16 protein-coding genes are annotated in these 13,866 nt (G+C 43.7%); 8 read left to right on the forward strand and 8 right to left on the reverse strand.

Annotated elements, in window-relative coordinates; translation table 11 throughout:
* The first annotated feature begins 49 nt into the window (after positions 1–49).
* Positions 50–778, forward strand: a complete 729-nt coding sequence (locus V4467_01070) for a ZIP family metal transporter (protein ID MES2087563.1) — start codon at positions 50–52, stop codon at positions 776–778.
* 44 nt (positions 779–822) lie between these two features.
* Positions 823–1,905: a DUF2914 domain-containing protein gene (locus V4467_01075; GenBank protein MES2087564.1), complete on the forward strand. Its 1,083-nt coding sequence runs from the start codon at positions 823–825 to the stop codon at positions 1,903–1,905.
* 166 nt (positions 1,906–2,071) lie between these two features.
* On the opposite strand, the gene V4467_01080 is transcribed toward V4467_01075, so the two are convergent.
* From V4467_01080 to V4467_01090, 3 genes are all read right to left on the reverse strand, one after another.
* A complete protein-coding gene (locus tag V4467_01080) occupies positions 2,072–3,487 on the reverse strand; it encodes a ParB/RepB/Spo0J family partition protein (GenBank protein ID MES2087565.1) in 1,416 nt (471 codons plus the stop codon).
* A gap of 131 nt (positions 3,488–3,618) precedes the next feature.
* Entirely contained in the window at positions 3,619–4,146 is a 528-nt protein-coding gene (locus V4467_01085) for a disulfide bond formation protein B (protein ID MES2087566.1), read from the reverse strand.
* A 4-nt stretch (positions 4,147–4,150) separates the two neighbouring features.
* Positions 4,151–4,528 carry a hypothetical protein gene (locus V4467_01090; protein MES2087567.1) on the reverse strand — a complete coding sequence of 126 codons (378 nt, stop codon included), beginning with the start codon at positions 4,526–4,528 and terminating at the stop codon, positions 4,151–4,153.
* A gap of 85 nt (positions 4,529–4,613) precedes the next feature.
* Here V4467_01090 and V4467_01095 point away from each other — a divergent pair, with 85 nt between their 5' ends.
* From V4467_01095 to V4467_01105, 3 genes are read left to right on the forward strand one after another with little or no spacing between them, the layout of a single operon-like run.
* Positions 4,614–5,045: an adenylyltransferase/cytidyltransferase family protein gene (locus tag V4467_01095; GenBank protein ID MES2087568.1), complete on the forward strand. Its 432-nt coding sequence runs from the start codon at positions 4,614–4,616 to the stop codon at positions 5,043–5,045.
* Between the two features lie 17 nt (positions 5,046–5,062).
* Complete coding sequence (locus V4467_01100) at positions 5,063–5,617, forward strand: phosphatase PAP2 family protein (protein MES2087569.1); 555 nt, start codon at positions 5,063–5,065, stop codon at positions 5,615–5,617.
* 10 nt (positions 5,618–5,627) lie between these two features.
* On the forward strand, positions 5,628–7,073 hold the full coding sequence (locus V4467_01105) for a peptidoglycan-binding domain-containing protein (protein MES2087570.1): 1,446 nt from the start codon (positions 5,628–5,630) through the stop codon (positions 7,071–7,073).
* Between the two features lie 24 nt (positions 7,074–7,097).
* Here the strand turns inward: V4467_01105 and V4467_01110 are convergent, their stop codons facing one another.
* Entirely contained in the window at positions 7,098–7,436 is a 339-nt protein-coding gene (locus V4467_01110; protein ID MES2087571.1) for a hypothetical protein, read from the reverse strand.
* A gap of 30 nt (positions 7,437–7,466) precedes the next feature.
* Positions 7,467–8,078, reverse strand: coding sequence for an RNA polymerase sigma factor (locus V4467_01115; GenBank protein ID MES2087572.1), 612 nt, complete (start codon positions 8,076–8,078; stop codon positions 7,467–7,469).
* A gap of 370 nt (positions 8,079–8,448) precedes the next feature.
* On the opposite strand from V4467_01115, the gene typA reads away from it, so the two are divergent.
* The 3 genes from typA (at position 8,449) to V4467_01130 (ending at position 12,027) form a co-directional block, all read left to right on the forward strand.
* A complete protein-coding gene (gene typA, locus V4467_01120; GenBank protein MES2087573.1) occupies positions 8,449–10,242 on the forward strand; it encodes a translational GTPase TypA in 1,794 nt (597 codons plus the stop codon).
* A 169-nt stretch (positions 10,243–10,411) separates the two neighbouring features.
* Positions 10,412–11,491: a CAP domain-containing protein gene (locus V4467_01125; protein ID MES2087574.1), complete on the forward strand. Its 1,080-nt coding sequence runs from the start codon at positions 10,412–10,414 to the stop codon at positions 11,489–11,491.
* A 179-nt stretch (positions 11,492–11,670) separates the two neighbouring features.
* The gene (locus V4467_01130) at positions 11,671–12,027 is read left to right on the forward strand and encodes a hypothetical protein (GenBank protein ID MES2087575.1); all 357 of its coding nucleotides are present in this window, start codon (positions 11,671–11,673) and stop codon (positions 12,025–12,027) included.
* A 72-nt stretch (positions 12,028–12,099) separates the two neighbouring features.
* Here the strand turns inward: V4467_01130 and V4467_01135 are convergent, their stop codons facing one another.
* From V4467_01135 to V4467_01145, 3 genes are all read right to left on the reverse strand, one after another.
* Positions 12,100–12,657: a Gmad2 immunoglobulin-like domain-containing protein gene (locus V4467_01135; GenBank protein MES2087576.1), complete on the reverse strand. Its 558-nt coding sequence runs from the start codon at positions 12,655–12,657 to the stop codon at positions 12,100–12,102.
* Positions 12,658–12,674: 17 nt separating this feature from the next.
* Positions 12,675–13,181, reverse strand: coding sequence for a hypothetical protein (locus tag V4467_01140; protein MES2087577.1), 507 nt, complete (start codon positions 13,179–13,181; stop codon positions 12,675–12,677).
* 189 nt (positions 13,182–13,370) lie between these two features.
* Positions 13,371–13,862 (reverse strand): hypothetical protein, encoded by a 492-nt coding sequence (locus V4467_01145; protein MES2087578.1) that lies wholly within the window; start codon positions 13,860–13,862, stop codon positions 13,371–13,373.
* Positions 13,863–13,866: the final 4 nt, after the last annotated feature.

The following is a 13,866-nucleotide window of genomic DNA, read 5'->3' on the forward strand; positions in this document are numbered from 1 at the left end:
GACTAAAGTCATAATTCACAACGTGTAATTTTGTGCTAAAATGGACCCAATGTTAACCCTTATAACTTTTGCCACGTTTTTCTCAACCCTTCTCGGAGGTTTGTTTGCTTTACGCTTCAAAGACAGACTGCATCTTATTTTGGGCTTCAGCGCCGGCGCCGTCATTGGTGTTGCCTTTTTTGATTTGCTACCAGAAGCCATCGAACTTGGATCAAAAACCTACGGGTTTTCTACAACCACATCCGTGGTAGCGCTTGGTTTTATTTTGTACATGATTCTCGACAGACTCATTCTTTTTCATACTCATACACATGATGCTGAGCACCCTGAAACTCATCGTCAGAACCGAGGAATTGTGGGCGCCAGCTCCCTTTCAGTGCACAGTTTTCTTGACGGGGTGGGAATTGGACTGGCGTTTAAAGTTTCTCCAGCGCTCGGAGCAATTGTGGCCGTTGCAGTTCTAACCCACGATTTTTCAGATGGTATCAATACGGTTAACATGATTCTCAAAAACCATGGCGAATCGAAAAAAGCTTTCAAATGGCTTTTGGTTGATGCTCTTGCGCCGGTTGTCGGCGTAATTTCTACTATCTTTTTTACTCTACCGGAAAACGCGCTCGGCTTGTTGTTAGCTTTATTTTCAGGTTTCTTTCTCTACATCGGCGCAAGCGACCTTTTGCCTGAAAGCCACCATGCCCATCCAACCATTTGGACAACTTTCATGACGGTTGTTGGCGTAGCGGTGTTATTTCTCACAATCAAGCTAGCAAATATTTAATCCGCAAACATAGGATTTTTTTATATTTGTGGGATAATTCTTGTATGGAAGATTCTTCTGTACGTCAAAAAATTAAAAAGCACGGAACTGCTATCGCCTTTGTTCTCGGATTTATTTGGGACAACATCATGTTGAGCCAAATTGATCATGTCTTTGCCAACATCATGCTTGGTTCTTACTTGGTGATTTCAGCCTTCAGCATCTTGATCATGAACCTACCGTTTCACCCAGAGCGCCGGGTAAAAATTATAGAAAAAATCACTAAGTGGTTTCCACTCATTCTTCAGTTTTGTTTCGGTAGTCTTTTTTCCGCCTATATTATTTTTTACACTCGTAGCGCCTCGATTTCAAACAACTGGCCGTTCCTACTTTTTTTAGTTCTCCTCGTCATCAGCAACGAACTTTTGCGCAAACGCTATCTTTCGATCACCTTGCCCGTGAGCCTTTTCTTTACCGTGCTTTTTTCCTACAATATTTTTTCCCTGCCAATTCTTTTAAAATCAATGAGCGCGCTTATTTTTATATTGAGCGGACTCGCAACGTTAATCATCATTACAATTTTTATTTGGATTCTTTCTCGAATTGCGCCTGAAAAATATGCATCGAGTAAGCGCTCGCTCATTCTTTCTCTATCAGCAATTTATATTTTATTTAACGTCGCCTATTTCACCAACATTATTCCTCCCGTGCCTCTTGCGCTGAAAGAAATCGGTGTCTATCACTCGGTGACGCGACTGGCAAATGGCGAATACACCCTGAGTTTTGAGCATGACAGCTGGTATCCTTTTATTTCCAATACCGATTCCACCTTTCATCAAAAACCAAATGAATCTGTCTACGTCTGGAGCTCCATTTTTGCGCCGACGGATTTGACCGTACCAATCTATTATCGATGGCAGTATTTTGATGACGCACAAAAAAAATGGATCGAGACGGATTTAATTCAGTTGCCAATTTTCGGAGGCCGCGATGAAGGCTTCCGTGGCTACACAAAAAAATCTAACGTCCAGCCGGGTTTGTGGCGAGTCGATGTTGAAACTAATCGTAAAAATCTTATTGGCCGAATTGAGTTTACCGTCGAGGATGCAATTGATCCCATCAACAGCATCGTGACGGAAACTAAATAGCGAAAAATTACGTTTCAACCCTAATTGCACCACCTACATTAAGGAGTCACGGCCGTGACTCCTTAATGTAGGTGTAATTTTTTCTGAAAAAAATTTAAATTTTTAAAAAATAATTTTAAAACACAAAAAAATAGCCCGGGTAAAGCCGAGCTATGGACAAGAATAATCATGAGGGGTGAGCAACGAGCTTTTCTGCAAACTGACGCAAACGATCCGCTGTCTCGCGCATGTTGGAAGCAAGCGCCAAGCGAGCGACAGGCTGTTTCATTTCTTCACTCGCCCTGAAACCATCAGCCCAAAGATTCAGATTGTGGACACTGAGACGGACAGCCTCAATCGCTGTTCGCGCCAACTTGGCAACCTCGCATGGCTGTTCCCTTCTTTTACCGCCATTAGGACCTTTTTCCGTTTTGTTACCAATAATCAAAGCCTCAAGACAGGCGGCTAAACCTCGACGGCCCAAATGCCCGCTCTCTTGAATCGCTTGTGCCAAAATCTCCTCCTGTTTTTCAGGCTTGACCTTAGCGAGGAGCACTCCGCAACCGAGCGGAAGTTTTTTCCCTTTAGGTTGAGAAGTGCTCAGAAGCTCGAACAGACTTGGCACCAAGGCGCTCAGAGAAAGGTAATTCCGAACACTAGCTCCAGACATCGAAAAGTCCTTCGCTACATCATCGATGCTTCTGCCAGCCTTTTTCACCGCATAAATAATAGCGGTCGCGTACTCGTAGTGAGTGTGAGGTACAGCGTGCATATTCGACACAACTGACATCCGATGCTGATCTGCCTCGTCGATTGGATACCGCATCGAAACTAACACTTTCGGTATGCGCTTTAATTGCGCCGCTCGCCAACGCCGCTCCCCATCGACAATCTCGGAACAAACCTTACCAGCGGCCTGATCTGGACCGAGTGGACAAATTAGAATCGCCCGCATCTGCCCCGTGAGCAAACTATTGCCCAATTCGTCGAGCGCGGCGTCGCGGAAAACTTTTCTCGGCTGACCTGCCCACGGTCTTAAGCAATCCACGTCCATCCAAAACTCACCTTTCGAATCTTCACCTTGAGATTTCTGAGGATATATCCTTGAAGACTTAACGAGTGTGACGGGCGGAGGCTCGGGTGTTATCATCTCAGCTGGCTTATCAGGCAAAACGGATTCTGGATCCCACTTCTTACTGTCAACGACAATCTGGGCGTTGCTGAGCGAGTTGTAACCGTTTCCGTCAACGATCCACTTTCCTGAAACTTTATCGTCCAGATTACCAAAATATCCATCCTCGAGGGTTTGGACCCCGCCATCAGACGAGAGTCGCAAAAGTTTAAAGTTCCCACGCTTATTGGCATTTTTTTGCCTGGATATTTCAAGGACGTTTCTTCTCGTTGGATCGATAGCCCCGCGATGCACGGAGACATCAGGTTTTTCGGCGACAAATCCCGCGGCCAACAAAAACTCCACAGCCGCCGGGTCTGCCTCATGAGAACCCGAAGGAGATCTTCCAACCAACCGGAGAACTGCGTGCCTCTCCGCCGGCAAGTATTCCGGAGCCACGCCATGACCATTGCCATTTCCTTTGTTGCTCATATATTTCCCTCATGTTCAATTGTTAATGTTCAACTATTAAATTCCTTAATAAAGTTAATCACTGAAAGGGTTTCTTGGCAATAGAAAACGGCCCCGCTCCGATGTACATCGGAGCGGGGCCGTTTTAAAAATTAATTCTGAACCGCTCTCTTAGCGAGATAGCCGTGCAAAATAATTAAAGCGAACGCAGTCAAAGCCATCAAGGGAATTGTAATGTACCCAAAGACCGTGACAAATTGTTTGGCGCAAGAAACGCCAACGACACTGCAAGAAAGTTCTGGCACAAATCCCCACTGGAGCAAATAATGATAGATCGAATACAAAATTCCAACACCCGAAAGTGCCAAACCGTAATCAAAAATTTTATTGTCTTTCTTGTACAGTGCTAGACCAAAAAGAATAGTTTGTGGATACATAAAAATTCTTTGGAACCAACACAGATAGCACGGCTCGTAGCCCAAAATCTCAGAATAGGTCAGACTTCCTGAAGTCGCAACAAGGGCAACTAAAAACATCATCCATAAGGCGCGCTTGGTAAAAAAATCAACAATTGATTTTCCCGTTCCGGTAAGAAGACAAAAAATAACAACCACGATAATCACCTGCCCTAAAAGGGTAGCCGAACCCAAAATTAAATTTACAAAATCGGGAGAAAACATAACCTTAATTTGGAAGCGTACAACCGGTTTTATCTGCAAGGACACTCAGTTCCTGTTCACCAGTTGTTGAACTCATGTCTGGGAATATCCATGTTGGATACGAGTGAATTTCTTTTTCTATACAAATTGGAGTCTGGCCGTTAGCGTCGGGAGTTGAACATTCAACATAGGGAAGATATTTTTTCGCATTCCCAAACATTGATTTTTGCTTAGCGCAATGAGGACACCAAAATGCTCCGTAAAACGTAGCGCCTTTATCCTTCAAACACATAGCAAAACCGTCGTATTTACTTGGCGCGTTATTGGCATACACCAAACCACCAACAATGAGCACAAGGGCGACTATTCCAACAATCATAACGGTGCGATTTGATGTATCCATACTTTGTATTATTAACTAATTAGGAAAATTATAGCACATTGGTATGTGTTGTAAAAAGCGCCGAAAAACCTGCTAGAATACCAGCATGTCCAGTCAGTCTAAAAAAGTCTTAGTGTTCGGGGTTTTCGATATCCTGCACGATGGCCACAGGTATTTTTTAGAAAGCGCTAAAGCCTTAGGTGATAAGCTTTTTGTAGTACTAGCGCCAGATGAAGCAGTGCTCGATCTCAAAAAAAATCATCCGCACAATCCCCTCGCACTGCGCATGAAAAATTTAGAGACGGAAAAAATTGCCGATCACATATTTGAGGGAGATAGCAAAAGTGGCAGTTGGAATATTTTTACTGAACTCATTCCAGATATCATAGCGCTTGGCTACGATCAAGAACCTCTCGGAAAGGCTTTGGAAACTTTTCTCGCGCAAACAAAACACAACGTAAAACTGGTACGCCTATTCCCGCACAATGACGAAACGCTTCACTCAAGCTCACTCCGCAAAAATTTGAAAAAAATATAGTATAATTCTAGGAACATATGGAGCACGTGGACACCACAATTTTCTTCTGGTTCAATAGTGTTATTGGGCGATCGGCCTTCGTTGATCAGATACTCATCTTTTTTGCTAACTACCTTGCGTATGTTTTAGGCGCCGCCTTTATGCTTTTTGTTATCTTTCAAACGGCAACTCAAAAAGAAAGAATTTCAATACTGCTGTCGACGATTGTCACTGAACTTATCGGGATGGAAATTTTCTTAAAAATAATCAACGTTTTGTACGAGAGGCCACGACCCTTTATTACCCTGACTGAAGCCCGTCAACTATTTACAGAAGTAGGACCCTCCTTCCCATCGGGTCATGCCACTTTTTTCTTTGGATTGTCAGCGGTGCTTTTCCAATACAACAGAAAAATCGGCATCATATTTTTTATAGCAAGCACAGTCATGGTCATTGCGCGAGTGATGAGTGGAGTTCATTATCCATCTGATATTATTGCAGGAGCGCTTTTAGGATCGACTGTAGGTCTCACAATACCTCTCGTAGTCAATCGCTTTAGTTTTAAATTAATGAATAGGATTTACAAAAATTAATAGTAAAAATATGAAAAAATTTTACGCCAGTTTGTTTGCGAGTTTCATTTTCCTTACACTCCCCGTTTTTTCAATTCATGCAGACACTCCTTCCGTAGTTTCTTTCAGCGCGCCAACCAGTTTAGGATCCGGACAAGTCGGAGACTTTACCTGGACTATAAACGGCGGAGGACACTCAATCATCTTTTTTTGCCCACAAGGAGTGACGTTGCGATACGCTTCTACCAATCAATCATTTCCCTGTGATACCGCCACATCGATAAGCGGTGCCGCATCCGAAGGTGTGTCACTAAATGTTATAAACGTCAGTGGCAGTGGAAAAATTTTAACTGTGCGACTAACGCCCAAAGATGCCAGCGCGGTGAATTTTGATGCCGGAGCAAGAGAGGTTTCGCTCTATGTTAATCCTTCAGCAGAATCGATTGGAAACTTTTACACCACCGCAACCACCACGATTTCTGGAGCGGCCACCAATTTTTATTGGACATCTCCCTATCTCGGTGGTGTCAATTTTAAAATTGGTTGTAATAGTTTTATTGTTGCCACTTCGTCGTCCTACAATAACGGCGCTACTGTTCCTTGTGGTCAGGTTATTTTTCCAACCGACCTGCCGGGCTCAGGGTCTATGTCAATGTTGTTTAAAAATTCATCACAAGAAAATCTTCCGCTTGAAGTTACCATTCTGCCAGCGATGTCACCGGGGGTCTACGATGGTGGCCGATCAAAAAGTATTCAATTGTCGGTCACCTCTGACGCTCAAAAAGCAATTTCTCTCTCCACTTTTTCTGTTTCGCGTCAAAAAATATTTTCCGGTGACTCTGTGGCCTTCAACTGGTCATTTGTTAACGGCTCGGGCGCTAATATAAAAATTTCCTGCGCGGCCGCTTTAACCTACACCTTGATTTCAACGACAACAAGCACAACACTGCCATGCAATGAATTTCTGGCAACAACCACTTCGTTCGGTGCGACCGCCTCGACTTCCATTTTTTTCTTTAATTCAGAACCGAGCGATCAAGCCGCAATCGTTTCAATCTTTCCACAACTGAAAGACGGAACCTACACTGGCAGTAATGCGGCAAGTGTCAAAATTACAGTACAACCAATTCCAAAATCTGGCACAATTTCTCCTGTGACAACAACCACTTCAACGATAGTAACCACACCTACAATTTCAACTCCTGTAATCACAAACGTAACAACCGGCGGTAAAAATATTTTCAAGCGAGCACTTGATGTTGGTTCACGCGGCGCAGACGTTACGGCACTTCAAACCTTTTTCGCCAAAGACAAAATAATCTACCCTGAAGGCTCGATCACCGGCTACTTCGGCCCGGCGACCAAGCGGGCTGTTGGAAGATTTCAAATTAAATTCGCCATCATTAAAACTAGCTCCGACCCTTCGTACGGTTTTGTCGGCCCTAAAACCCGAGCTCTTTTAAATTCTCAACAGTAGAAAGAGGAGAAACGTCGTAGAAATTTAGGCAGTAGTCAAAGCCTGCACCTTTCCGCTAAACGTTTTAACCAAATCTTTAACCATATAGAAAAGCACAATAACCACGGCCACTGCTACAATCTGAATTATCAATCGGGTATTTAAAAATGCAGAAGTCATAAACTGCAAAAACTTTTGAGTTTCCAAAAGTGACGGCATATTTTTTAAGACATTTGGCACTGAAACAAAAAAACCGCACAGAGCTAGCAAGGTAGAAAAAATTGCTACCTTAGGAAGGAAGATTGCCGGCAATCTTTTCAAACCATACACAAACAGCACTCGTTGCATTATTTGTTGTTTTAAAAATTCTTCTTGTTTTGTCATGTTAATAAAAATTAAAATAGTAATATTGGCTTAGGATGCATCGTTTTCACCCGGAGAAAAATCAACAACTTTTTTAATCTCCTTTTTGGCACGATGGATTCGAGCCCGTACCGCACCCAACGAAATCCCCTCCATTTGAGCAATATCCTTTTGCGATTTGCCTTCAACAGAGTACAACCGCAAGACTCGCCCTAAAATTACAGGCAACTTGGAAATGAGGGATAAAACGTAATCGGTGTCGAGTTTTTGTTCAAAAGAATTGATTTCGTCTTTAGATGGCACAAGCTCGGCAATCTCAGGATCCAGATCGCGTAAGTAGACGTTATCACCTTTAATTTTTTTGTATTTCGTAAAACAGGTATTGATGAGAATTTTGTATCCCCAGGATTTAAAAGAAGCTCCTTCCTGGACCTTAAACTTGCTGGCATTTAAATATATTTTCACAAAGGCATCCTGAACGATGTCTTTGACCATGTCAGGATCGTTTCTGATTATTTGGCCGGCCTTCCGGATGAAAGCTTCTTGGTAGCGATCTACTAGTATAGAAAACTTGTCAGGGTTTGAAACAGACAGGGCTAAAATAGCCTCGTCACTAACATTCGCTACTTCTGTATTTTGAACGGTATCGTTTAGTAGGTCCATAGATATAACTCGAGGAGAGCCTGTCATAAGCAGACTCTCAAAGCGAGCTTCTTAATTATATCGACCGTCTTCCCTTTCTACAACACGCTGCTTTTTGAGAATGTTACAGGTTGAAAATATACCCTCATAACCTTTGACAAAAAGCCTTTTTCTTGCTTTACTTATGCGCACTGAGCCGAGGGCTCTTTATTTATTTTCAAACTTTTAAAGGACGAAACGTAATTAAATAACAAACTAATTTGGGCTTTCATTTTTGGATGAAATTCGAGGCGCACATGAGCACCGAAACGAATCGTACTCTTAGTACGCTGAGTGAGGAGCGGAATGTGCAACGACGAAGTTCGCCAAAAAGGAAAGCCCCCAACGCAAAATGGAGATTCGAAACATAGCAATCATAGCCCACGTGGATCACGGCAAAACCACACTGACTGATGCCTTAATGCGCCAAACCGGCATGGTCAAGGAGGACAGCGCCAGTATGGACTCAAACGCTCTCGAACAAGAGCGCGGCATTACCATTTATGCTAAAAATGCGTCTCTCTATTATAAGGACACCAAAATCAACATCGTTGACACTCCGGGCCACGCCGACTTCGGTTCAGAGGTAGAACGCGTGCTTCGTTCAATCGACACCGTGCTTCTGCTCGTTGACGCTCAAGAAGGCCCGATGCCTCAAACTCGTTTCGTACTTAAAAAATCTTTGGAATTGGGATTGAAACCGATCGTCATCATCAACAAGATCGACAAGCCAGCCGCTCGAATTACTGAAGTTAACGATGAAATTTTGGAACTCTTTATGGAACTCGGTGCGACCGACGCCCAGCTTGATTTCAAAGTGGTTTACGCTATCGGCCGACAAGGTATTGCTAAAATAAAAATTACAGACGAATCAAAAAATCTTAATCCTCTTCTCGATTTGATTCTTGCTGAAGTGCCCGCCGCTGACAGAAATTCCACAGCGAAGCTCCGGATGCAGCCTTTCAACCTTGCATACGATAATTTTCTCGGACGATTAGCAATTGGACGAATTTACGAGGGCACAATTAAACAAGGTTCAACTGTCTACATCAAGAAGCCGGCAGGAGGCGAGATGGTCTCTGGTAAAATTACTAAGCTCTTTAGCTTTGAAGGTGTCACTCGAAAAGAAGTTTCTGAGGCAGGAGCTGGAGACATTGTGATGATTGCCGGTCTGCCTAGTATTTACATTGGAGATACTGTGACAGACTCAGTTGATGTTATTGCCCTACCCGCTATTGCAGTTGACGAGCCAACCATTTCCTTGAACTTCCTGGTTAACGATTCCCCACTTGCCGGCCGCGAAGGAAAATTGGTAACCACACGACAAATCCGCGCTCGACTTGAAAAGGAACTTGAAGTCAACGTGGGTCTTAAGGTTGATTTTTCAAACGGCGATACTTACAAAGTCTATGGCCGAGGCGAACTACACATTTCCATTCTTCTTGAATACATGCGCCGCGAAGGTTTTGAATTACAAGTTTCTCAACCGCAAGTTATTATCAAAGAACTTGATGGCGTGAAGGTTGAACCTTTCGAAGAAGCGGTTGTTGATGTGCGAACTGAAAATGCTAGCTCGGTCATTCAGAAATTAACTCGCCGAAAAGGTATTTTGATGGAACACAAGGAGCACGAAAATATTGCACGACTAATCTTTCAAATTCCAACTCGTGGCCTTCTGGGTTACCGCGGAGAATTTGTGATTGATACTAAAGGTGAAGGTTTGCTTTCATCGCGATTTATCGGATTCAAACCATACGTCGGCGTGATTGAGAAACACAGTTTCGGTTCGATGATTTCCATGGAAACAGGCACCGCACTTGCCTATTCGATTTGGAATTTACAAGAACGTGGCATTATCTATATTGATCCTGCGACACCCGTATATGAAGGAATGATTATTGGAAACGTGACCAAGGGTGAAGACATGGATGTAAACCCAACCAAGAACAAACAGCTGACAAACGTTCGTATGTCGGGCAATGACGACGCAATCCTCATTATTCCACCTATGCGACTTACGATCGAACGCGGAATGGAAATTATGCAAGGCGATGAGTATTTGGAAATTACACCCAAATCCGTCCGCCTCAGAAAACAACATCTTAAAAAAGGAGATCGCAATAAGGCGAATAAGAAAGCGGAGTAGTGAAAACAAAAAATCCCCCCGCGGCCAAAGGCCGCGGGGGGATTTTTTGAAGCTGCAAGCCCCGCCCGAACGTACCAGAGTACACTCGGAACGGGGGGGGGTATTAGCTAACAGCTACAAGCTTCCTGTGGCTCTTCCAAAATCCTCCCTTTTATAGCATAATCTAGCCATGAAGCGGCTCACTAAGAAACTGATAATACCGCACGAAGGGAATAATTTTCATCCCTACCTTCTGCGCGCGAGTGGTATCTTTGCTTTCTTGTTACTCATCGTCGGTTCTTTTGTCACCTCCACTCTGTATTTTAAAGTTCTCCAAAAAAATAACTTTCTCGCCGCTATCTTGCCTTCAATCCTCATTGATCTTGCCAACTCAGACAGAACCACGCTTGCCTTAAACACTCTTACCGTTAGCCCAACCCTTGAGCAAGCGGCGCAAATGAAAGCCGACGATATGGCTCAAAAAAGCTACTTCGCTCACACCAGCCCCGAAGGATTGAATCCTTGGTATTGGTTTTCCAAAGCCGGATACTCGTTTGCTTTTGCAGGAGAAAATCTCGCCATTAAATTTGATGACTCGGACACGGTCAACACCGCGTGGATGAACTCCCCATCGCACCGCGCCAACATTTTAAATGAGCATTTTACTGAAATTGGTGTCGCTACCTCACGTGGCGTGTATGAAGGACAAGAAACAATCTTTGTGGTTCAAATGTTTGGCAACCCTTCGCCAAAACCCGCCACTACAACTCCACAAAATCTAGCCACCACAACTGAGCAACATGGGGCAACAACAACCACTGCTCTGGAAGAGGAAATTCCTAAACTTGCCCTCACTACTATTGTCCCAACAGAACCTGAACCAAAAATCGTACCGATAGGCTCAAGTGCCGTGTTAGGCGCCAAAATCGATGAAAGTTTTGAAGCAGTCCAAAACACTTCCGTGGAAATCCCAAGGCCCACCCTTTCCATAAACGAAAAACCTGAAGTCCTTCCGCAAGCATCGAAAATCGACCACATCGTCTCGAGCCCAAGTAAACTTTTGGGAATTTTCTATCTCATGCTCATTTTCCTGCTCTTTATAACGTTACTATTCGTACTTCACATCGATCACAAACGACGCGCGCATAATATACTCTCGATTATAATTTTGTTTTTAATTATTGTTATTTCCTACTACGGCTACCAAACTCTCATGCTTTCAAAAATCCAAATTTTGGATTCTCAAGTGACGGATACTCAAAAAGCCTAGCCAGTTGACAAACTAGTCACAACCAAGTACAGTTTGAAGCAGAGAGTGAAGTCTTGCTCACAATGCTGGCGACAGCGGTCATATTGACTTGAGCAATTCAAATCGCTTCCATTGGAAGCACTGAGAAAGGTCATTGCATGACATTTTCGAAGTCGGATGACAGGACACCTGTCAGCTGGATGTTAGCGGTGCTGGTCGTGAGATGGGTTGTTGTGCCTCTAATCGCCTTTTATCTCCTGGTTGGTTTGGTCCGAATGGTTGGAGTGGTCACAATGGATCACATCGGGATTTCCCGCGAGCCGTGGCTCGACTGGTGGTGGACACCGATCGTGTCAGGCATATTCAAACTGAAAGATACCGTGATAAATGGGCTACTGATCACACTCGGTACGATCGTCGCAATTTATTTTGCCACGGGCATGATCCGTGTCCTGGCGCAAATCGTCACAAACAGCGTGTTCACTGACCGACCGTGGCTCGACTGGTGGTGGGTAAAACTCGTAGACTGGTTTTTTCCCAAAAAGACCGCCGAGTAAACTGTCGGCAATGTACACAAACGACGTTCAATCCTGAACGCCGTTTTTTCTTTGCACTAAAATTTAATTAATTTAATACTCGATCGTTATAGGAAAAAGGATAAACGCCTCATGCTCCGGCAAACCGGAAGGATTGTCTTTCTTAAGAACGAGAGTGGCCGGCCCGATGTATGACTCTGGCACTTTCAAATCTACTTTAAACGGCACAAATTCAGTGGTCATCCAATCACTTTGAGCTTGGGCTGGCGTTTGAATAAGTATGTTGCCATCTTTGTCTCTCAACTCGACGGGAAACGAGGCCTCGAAAAACCAAGTGCCACGAGCTTTACCAATAACCGAAAAAGTTTTCCCCGTCACTGCGCCAGGAGTTGGTGTCTCCACCGTAATCAAATCCGCAGAAGCGTTGGCATAGGTAATTTTTGGCATAATTTCTTCAGCAAAAGTTCGTCCATCTGGAGTTTTACACTGACGCGGGTAACTTTCCATTACTGGATATCCAGCCTTAGCACAGTCCGCGAAAGATTTTATTTCGCTAACGCCTGGCGCATCTGCTTTTTTGAAGAACAAAAAGAAACCGAGTGCGAGCGCGAGCAAGACCAAAATAGAAATGATGATGTTTTTGTTTTGCATGTTTTTGGATTACATTTTTAAAGCTCTTTAAACGTTACACCTGCTGGTAGCGTAAATCTCGAAGTGTCTGAAGGAACAGTCTGGCAGTTGTAATCTCCAATTTGATCTGCATTAAAACTGTACGTGCCTGCAGGACCAGCGCCTCCATTATTTGATTCAGTTGTAGCTACTTTCGCTTTGAATCCCATGCCGGGCGCCAAAGAAGTCCACGAATAGGTGTAGCCGTCCCGCACAATGATGTTAGTCCCAACCGTCACACCAGAGACAGTTGTCGTATATTCACCGCGAATCATACCTGCGTGGACATAGGTCACCCCGCTCGTTTCTGCATCACCCGCATTTTGTTGTATGTCGCACTTATAGAAACCATTCTGCTTTACCAGTTCTGAAAATGCCATCTTTTTCCCATTGGGCAATACGCCCGCATCCTTTCCGTACTTCATACCGCCTCCGGTGACTAAAAAGTAACCACTGACTAATACGACGAGCACCGCCACCCCAATTATTATTTTTTTATTTTCCATAGTTTTTGAATTAACGAATATCGCTACCTTGTTATGGTAGCACGATTTTTCCCTCACCGGGCAACCCGAATCATGAAATGGTGTCAGCCACCATTTCTCGTTCTATCTATAAATAAATGCTGGCTGACCCCATTTCTTAATTTTAACACGAGTGACTCAAAAAATTGATCGAGAAATATAATTGTTGAGCTACATAAATTGACTGAGTTCTTTTGGTGAGTGAAATCTTTTTAACTCAAGGGGTTTACTGATTTCAATGGCTTCTTCTATTCCTTTACGTTCAGCCCGAGTAATCACACGCCACAAAAACTTTAAACTTAAACCTTCTATGGCTTCCTTGGGAAGTTCCGGTCGGTTTTTATTACGAAATTGAAACCAGCGTTTTATCAACCGCGCAGCACAACGAATTCCCGAGTAATCGAGATATAAAACAACATCAGCCTTTTTAAGACGGTTGGACATTTTAGCATCTATCCATCCTTCGATAATCCATTCATTTTTTTGGACGAGCGATTCATGCTCCTGTAAATATTCAGGTTCGGGCACTGACTCCCAATTACCCCTCCAAAAAAGAGCGTCCATGTGAAAAACCGGCAAACCAGTTTCAGACGAAAGCTGTCTCGAAAAAACACTTTTTCCAGAACCACTTATCCCAACAACAGCAATTTTTCTATAGTTCATGCCT

Source organism: Patescibacteria group bacterium, from assembly GCA_040390045.1.
Lineage (GTDB): Bacteria > Patescibacteriota > Minisyncoccia > Phycocordibacterales > SIBU01 > SIBU01.

Excerpts from the sequence above, each read along its gene's own strand:
- typA (MES2087573.1), top strand. The coding sequence starts at position 8,449 with ATGGAGATTCGAAACATAGCAATCATAGCCCACGTGGATCACGGCAAA.
- V4467_01075 (MES2087564.1), top strand. The coding sequence starts at position 823 with ATGGAAGATTCTTCTGTACGTCAAAAAATTAAAAAGCACGGAACTGCT.
- V4467_01070 (MES2087563.1), top strand. The coding sequence starts at position 50 with ATGTTAACCCTTATAACTTTTGCCACGTTTTTCTCAACCCTTCTCGGA.
- V4467_01110 (MES2087571.1), bottom strand. The coding sequence starts at position 7,436 with ATGACAAAACAAGAAGAATTTTTAAAACAACAAATAATGCAACGAGTG.
- V4467_01105 (MES2087570.1), top strand. The coding sequence starts at position 5,628 with ATGAAAAAATTTTACGCCAGTTTGTTTGCGAGTTTCATTTTCCTTACA.
- V4467_01090 (MES2087567.1), bottom strand. The coding sequence starts at position 4,528 with ATGGATACATCAAATCGCACCGTTATGATTGTTGGAATAGTCGCCCTT.
- V4467_01140 (MES2087577.1), bottom strand. The coding sequence starts at position 13,181 with ATGGAAAATAAAAAAATAATAATTGGGGTGGCGGTGCTCGTCGTATTA.
- V4467_01100 (MES2087569.1), top strand. The coding sequence starts at position 5,063 with ATGGAGCACGTGGACACCACAATTTTCTTCTGGTTCAATAGTGTTATT.
- V4467_01080 (MES2087565.1), bottom strand. The coding sequence starts at position 3,487 with ATGAGCAACAAAGGAAATGGCAATGGTCATGGCGTGGCTCCGGAATAC.
- V4467_01145 (MES2087578.1), bottom strand. The coding sequence starts at position 13,862 with ATGAACTATAGAAAAATTGCTGTTGTTGGGATAAGTGGTTCTGGAAAA.
- V4467_01085 (MES2087566.1), bottom strand. The coding sequence starts at position 4,146 with ATGTTTTCTCCCGATTTTGTAAATTTAATTTTGGGTTCGGCTACCCTT.
- V4467_01115 (MES2087572.1), bottom strand. The coding sequence starts at position 8,078 with ATGGACCTACTAAACGATACCGTTCAAAATACAGAAGTAGCGAATGTT.
- V4467_01125 (MES2087574.1), top strand. The coding sequence starts at position 10,412 with ATGAAGCGGCTCACTAAGAAACTGATAATACCGCACGAAGGGAATAAT.
- V4467_01135 (MES2087576.1), bottom strand. The coding sequence starts at position 12,657 with ATGCAAAACAAAAACATCATCATTTCTATTTTGGTCTTGCTCGCGCTC.
- V4467_01095 (MES2087568.1), top strand. The coding sequence starts at position 4,614 with ATGTCCAGTCAGTCTAAAAAAGTCTTAGTGTTCGGGGTTTTCGATATC.
- V4467_01130 (MES2087575.1), top strand. The coding sequence starts at position 11,671 with ATGTTAGCGGTGCTGGTCGTGAGATGGGTTGTTGTGCCTCTAATCGCC.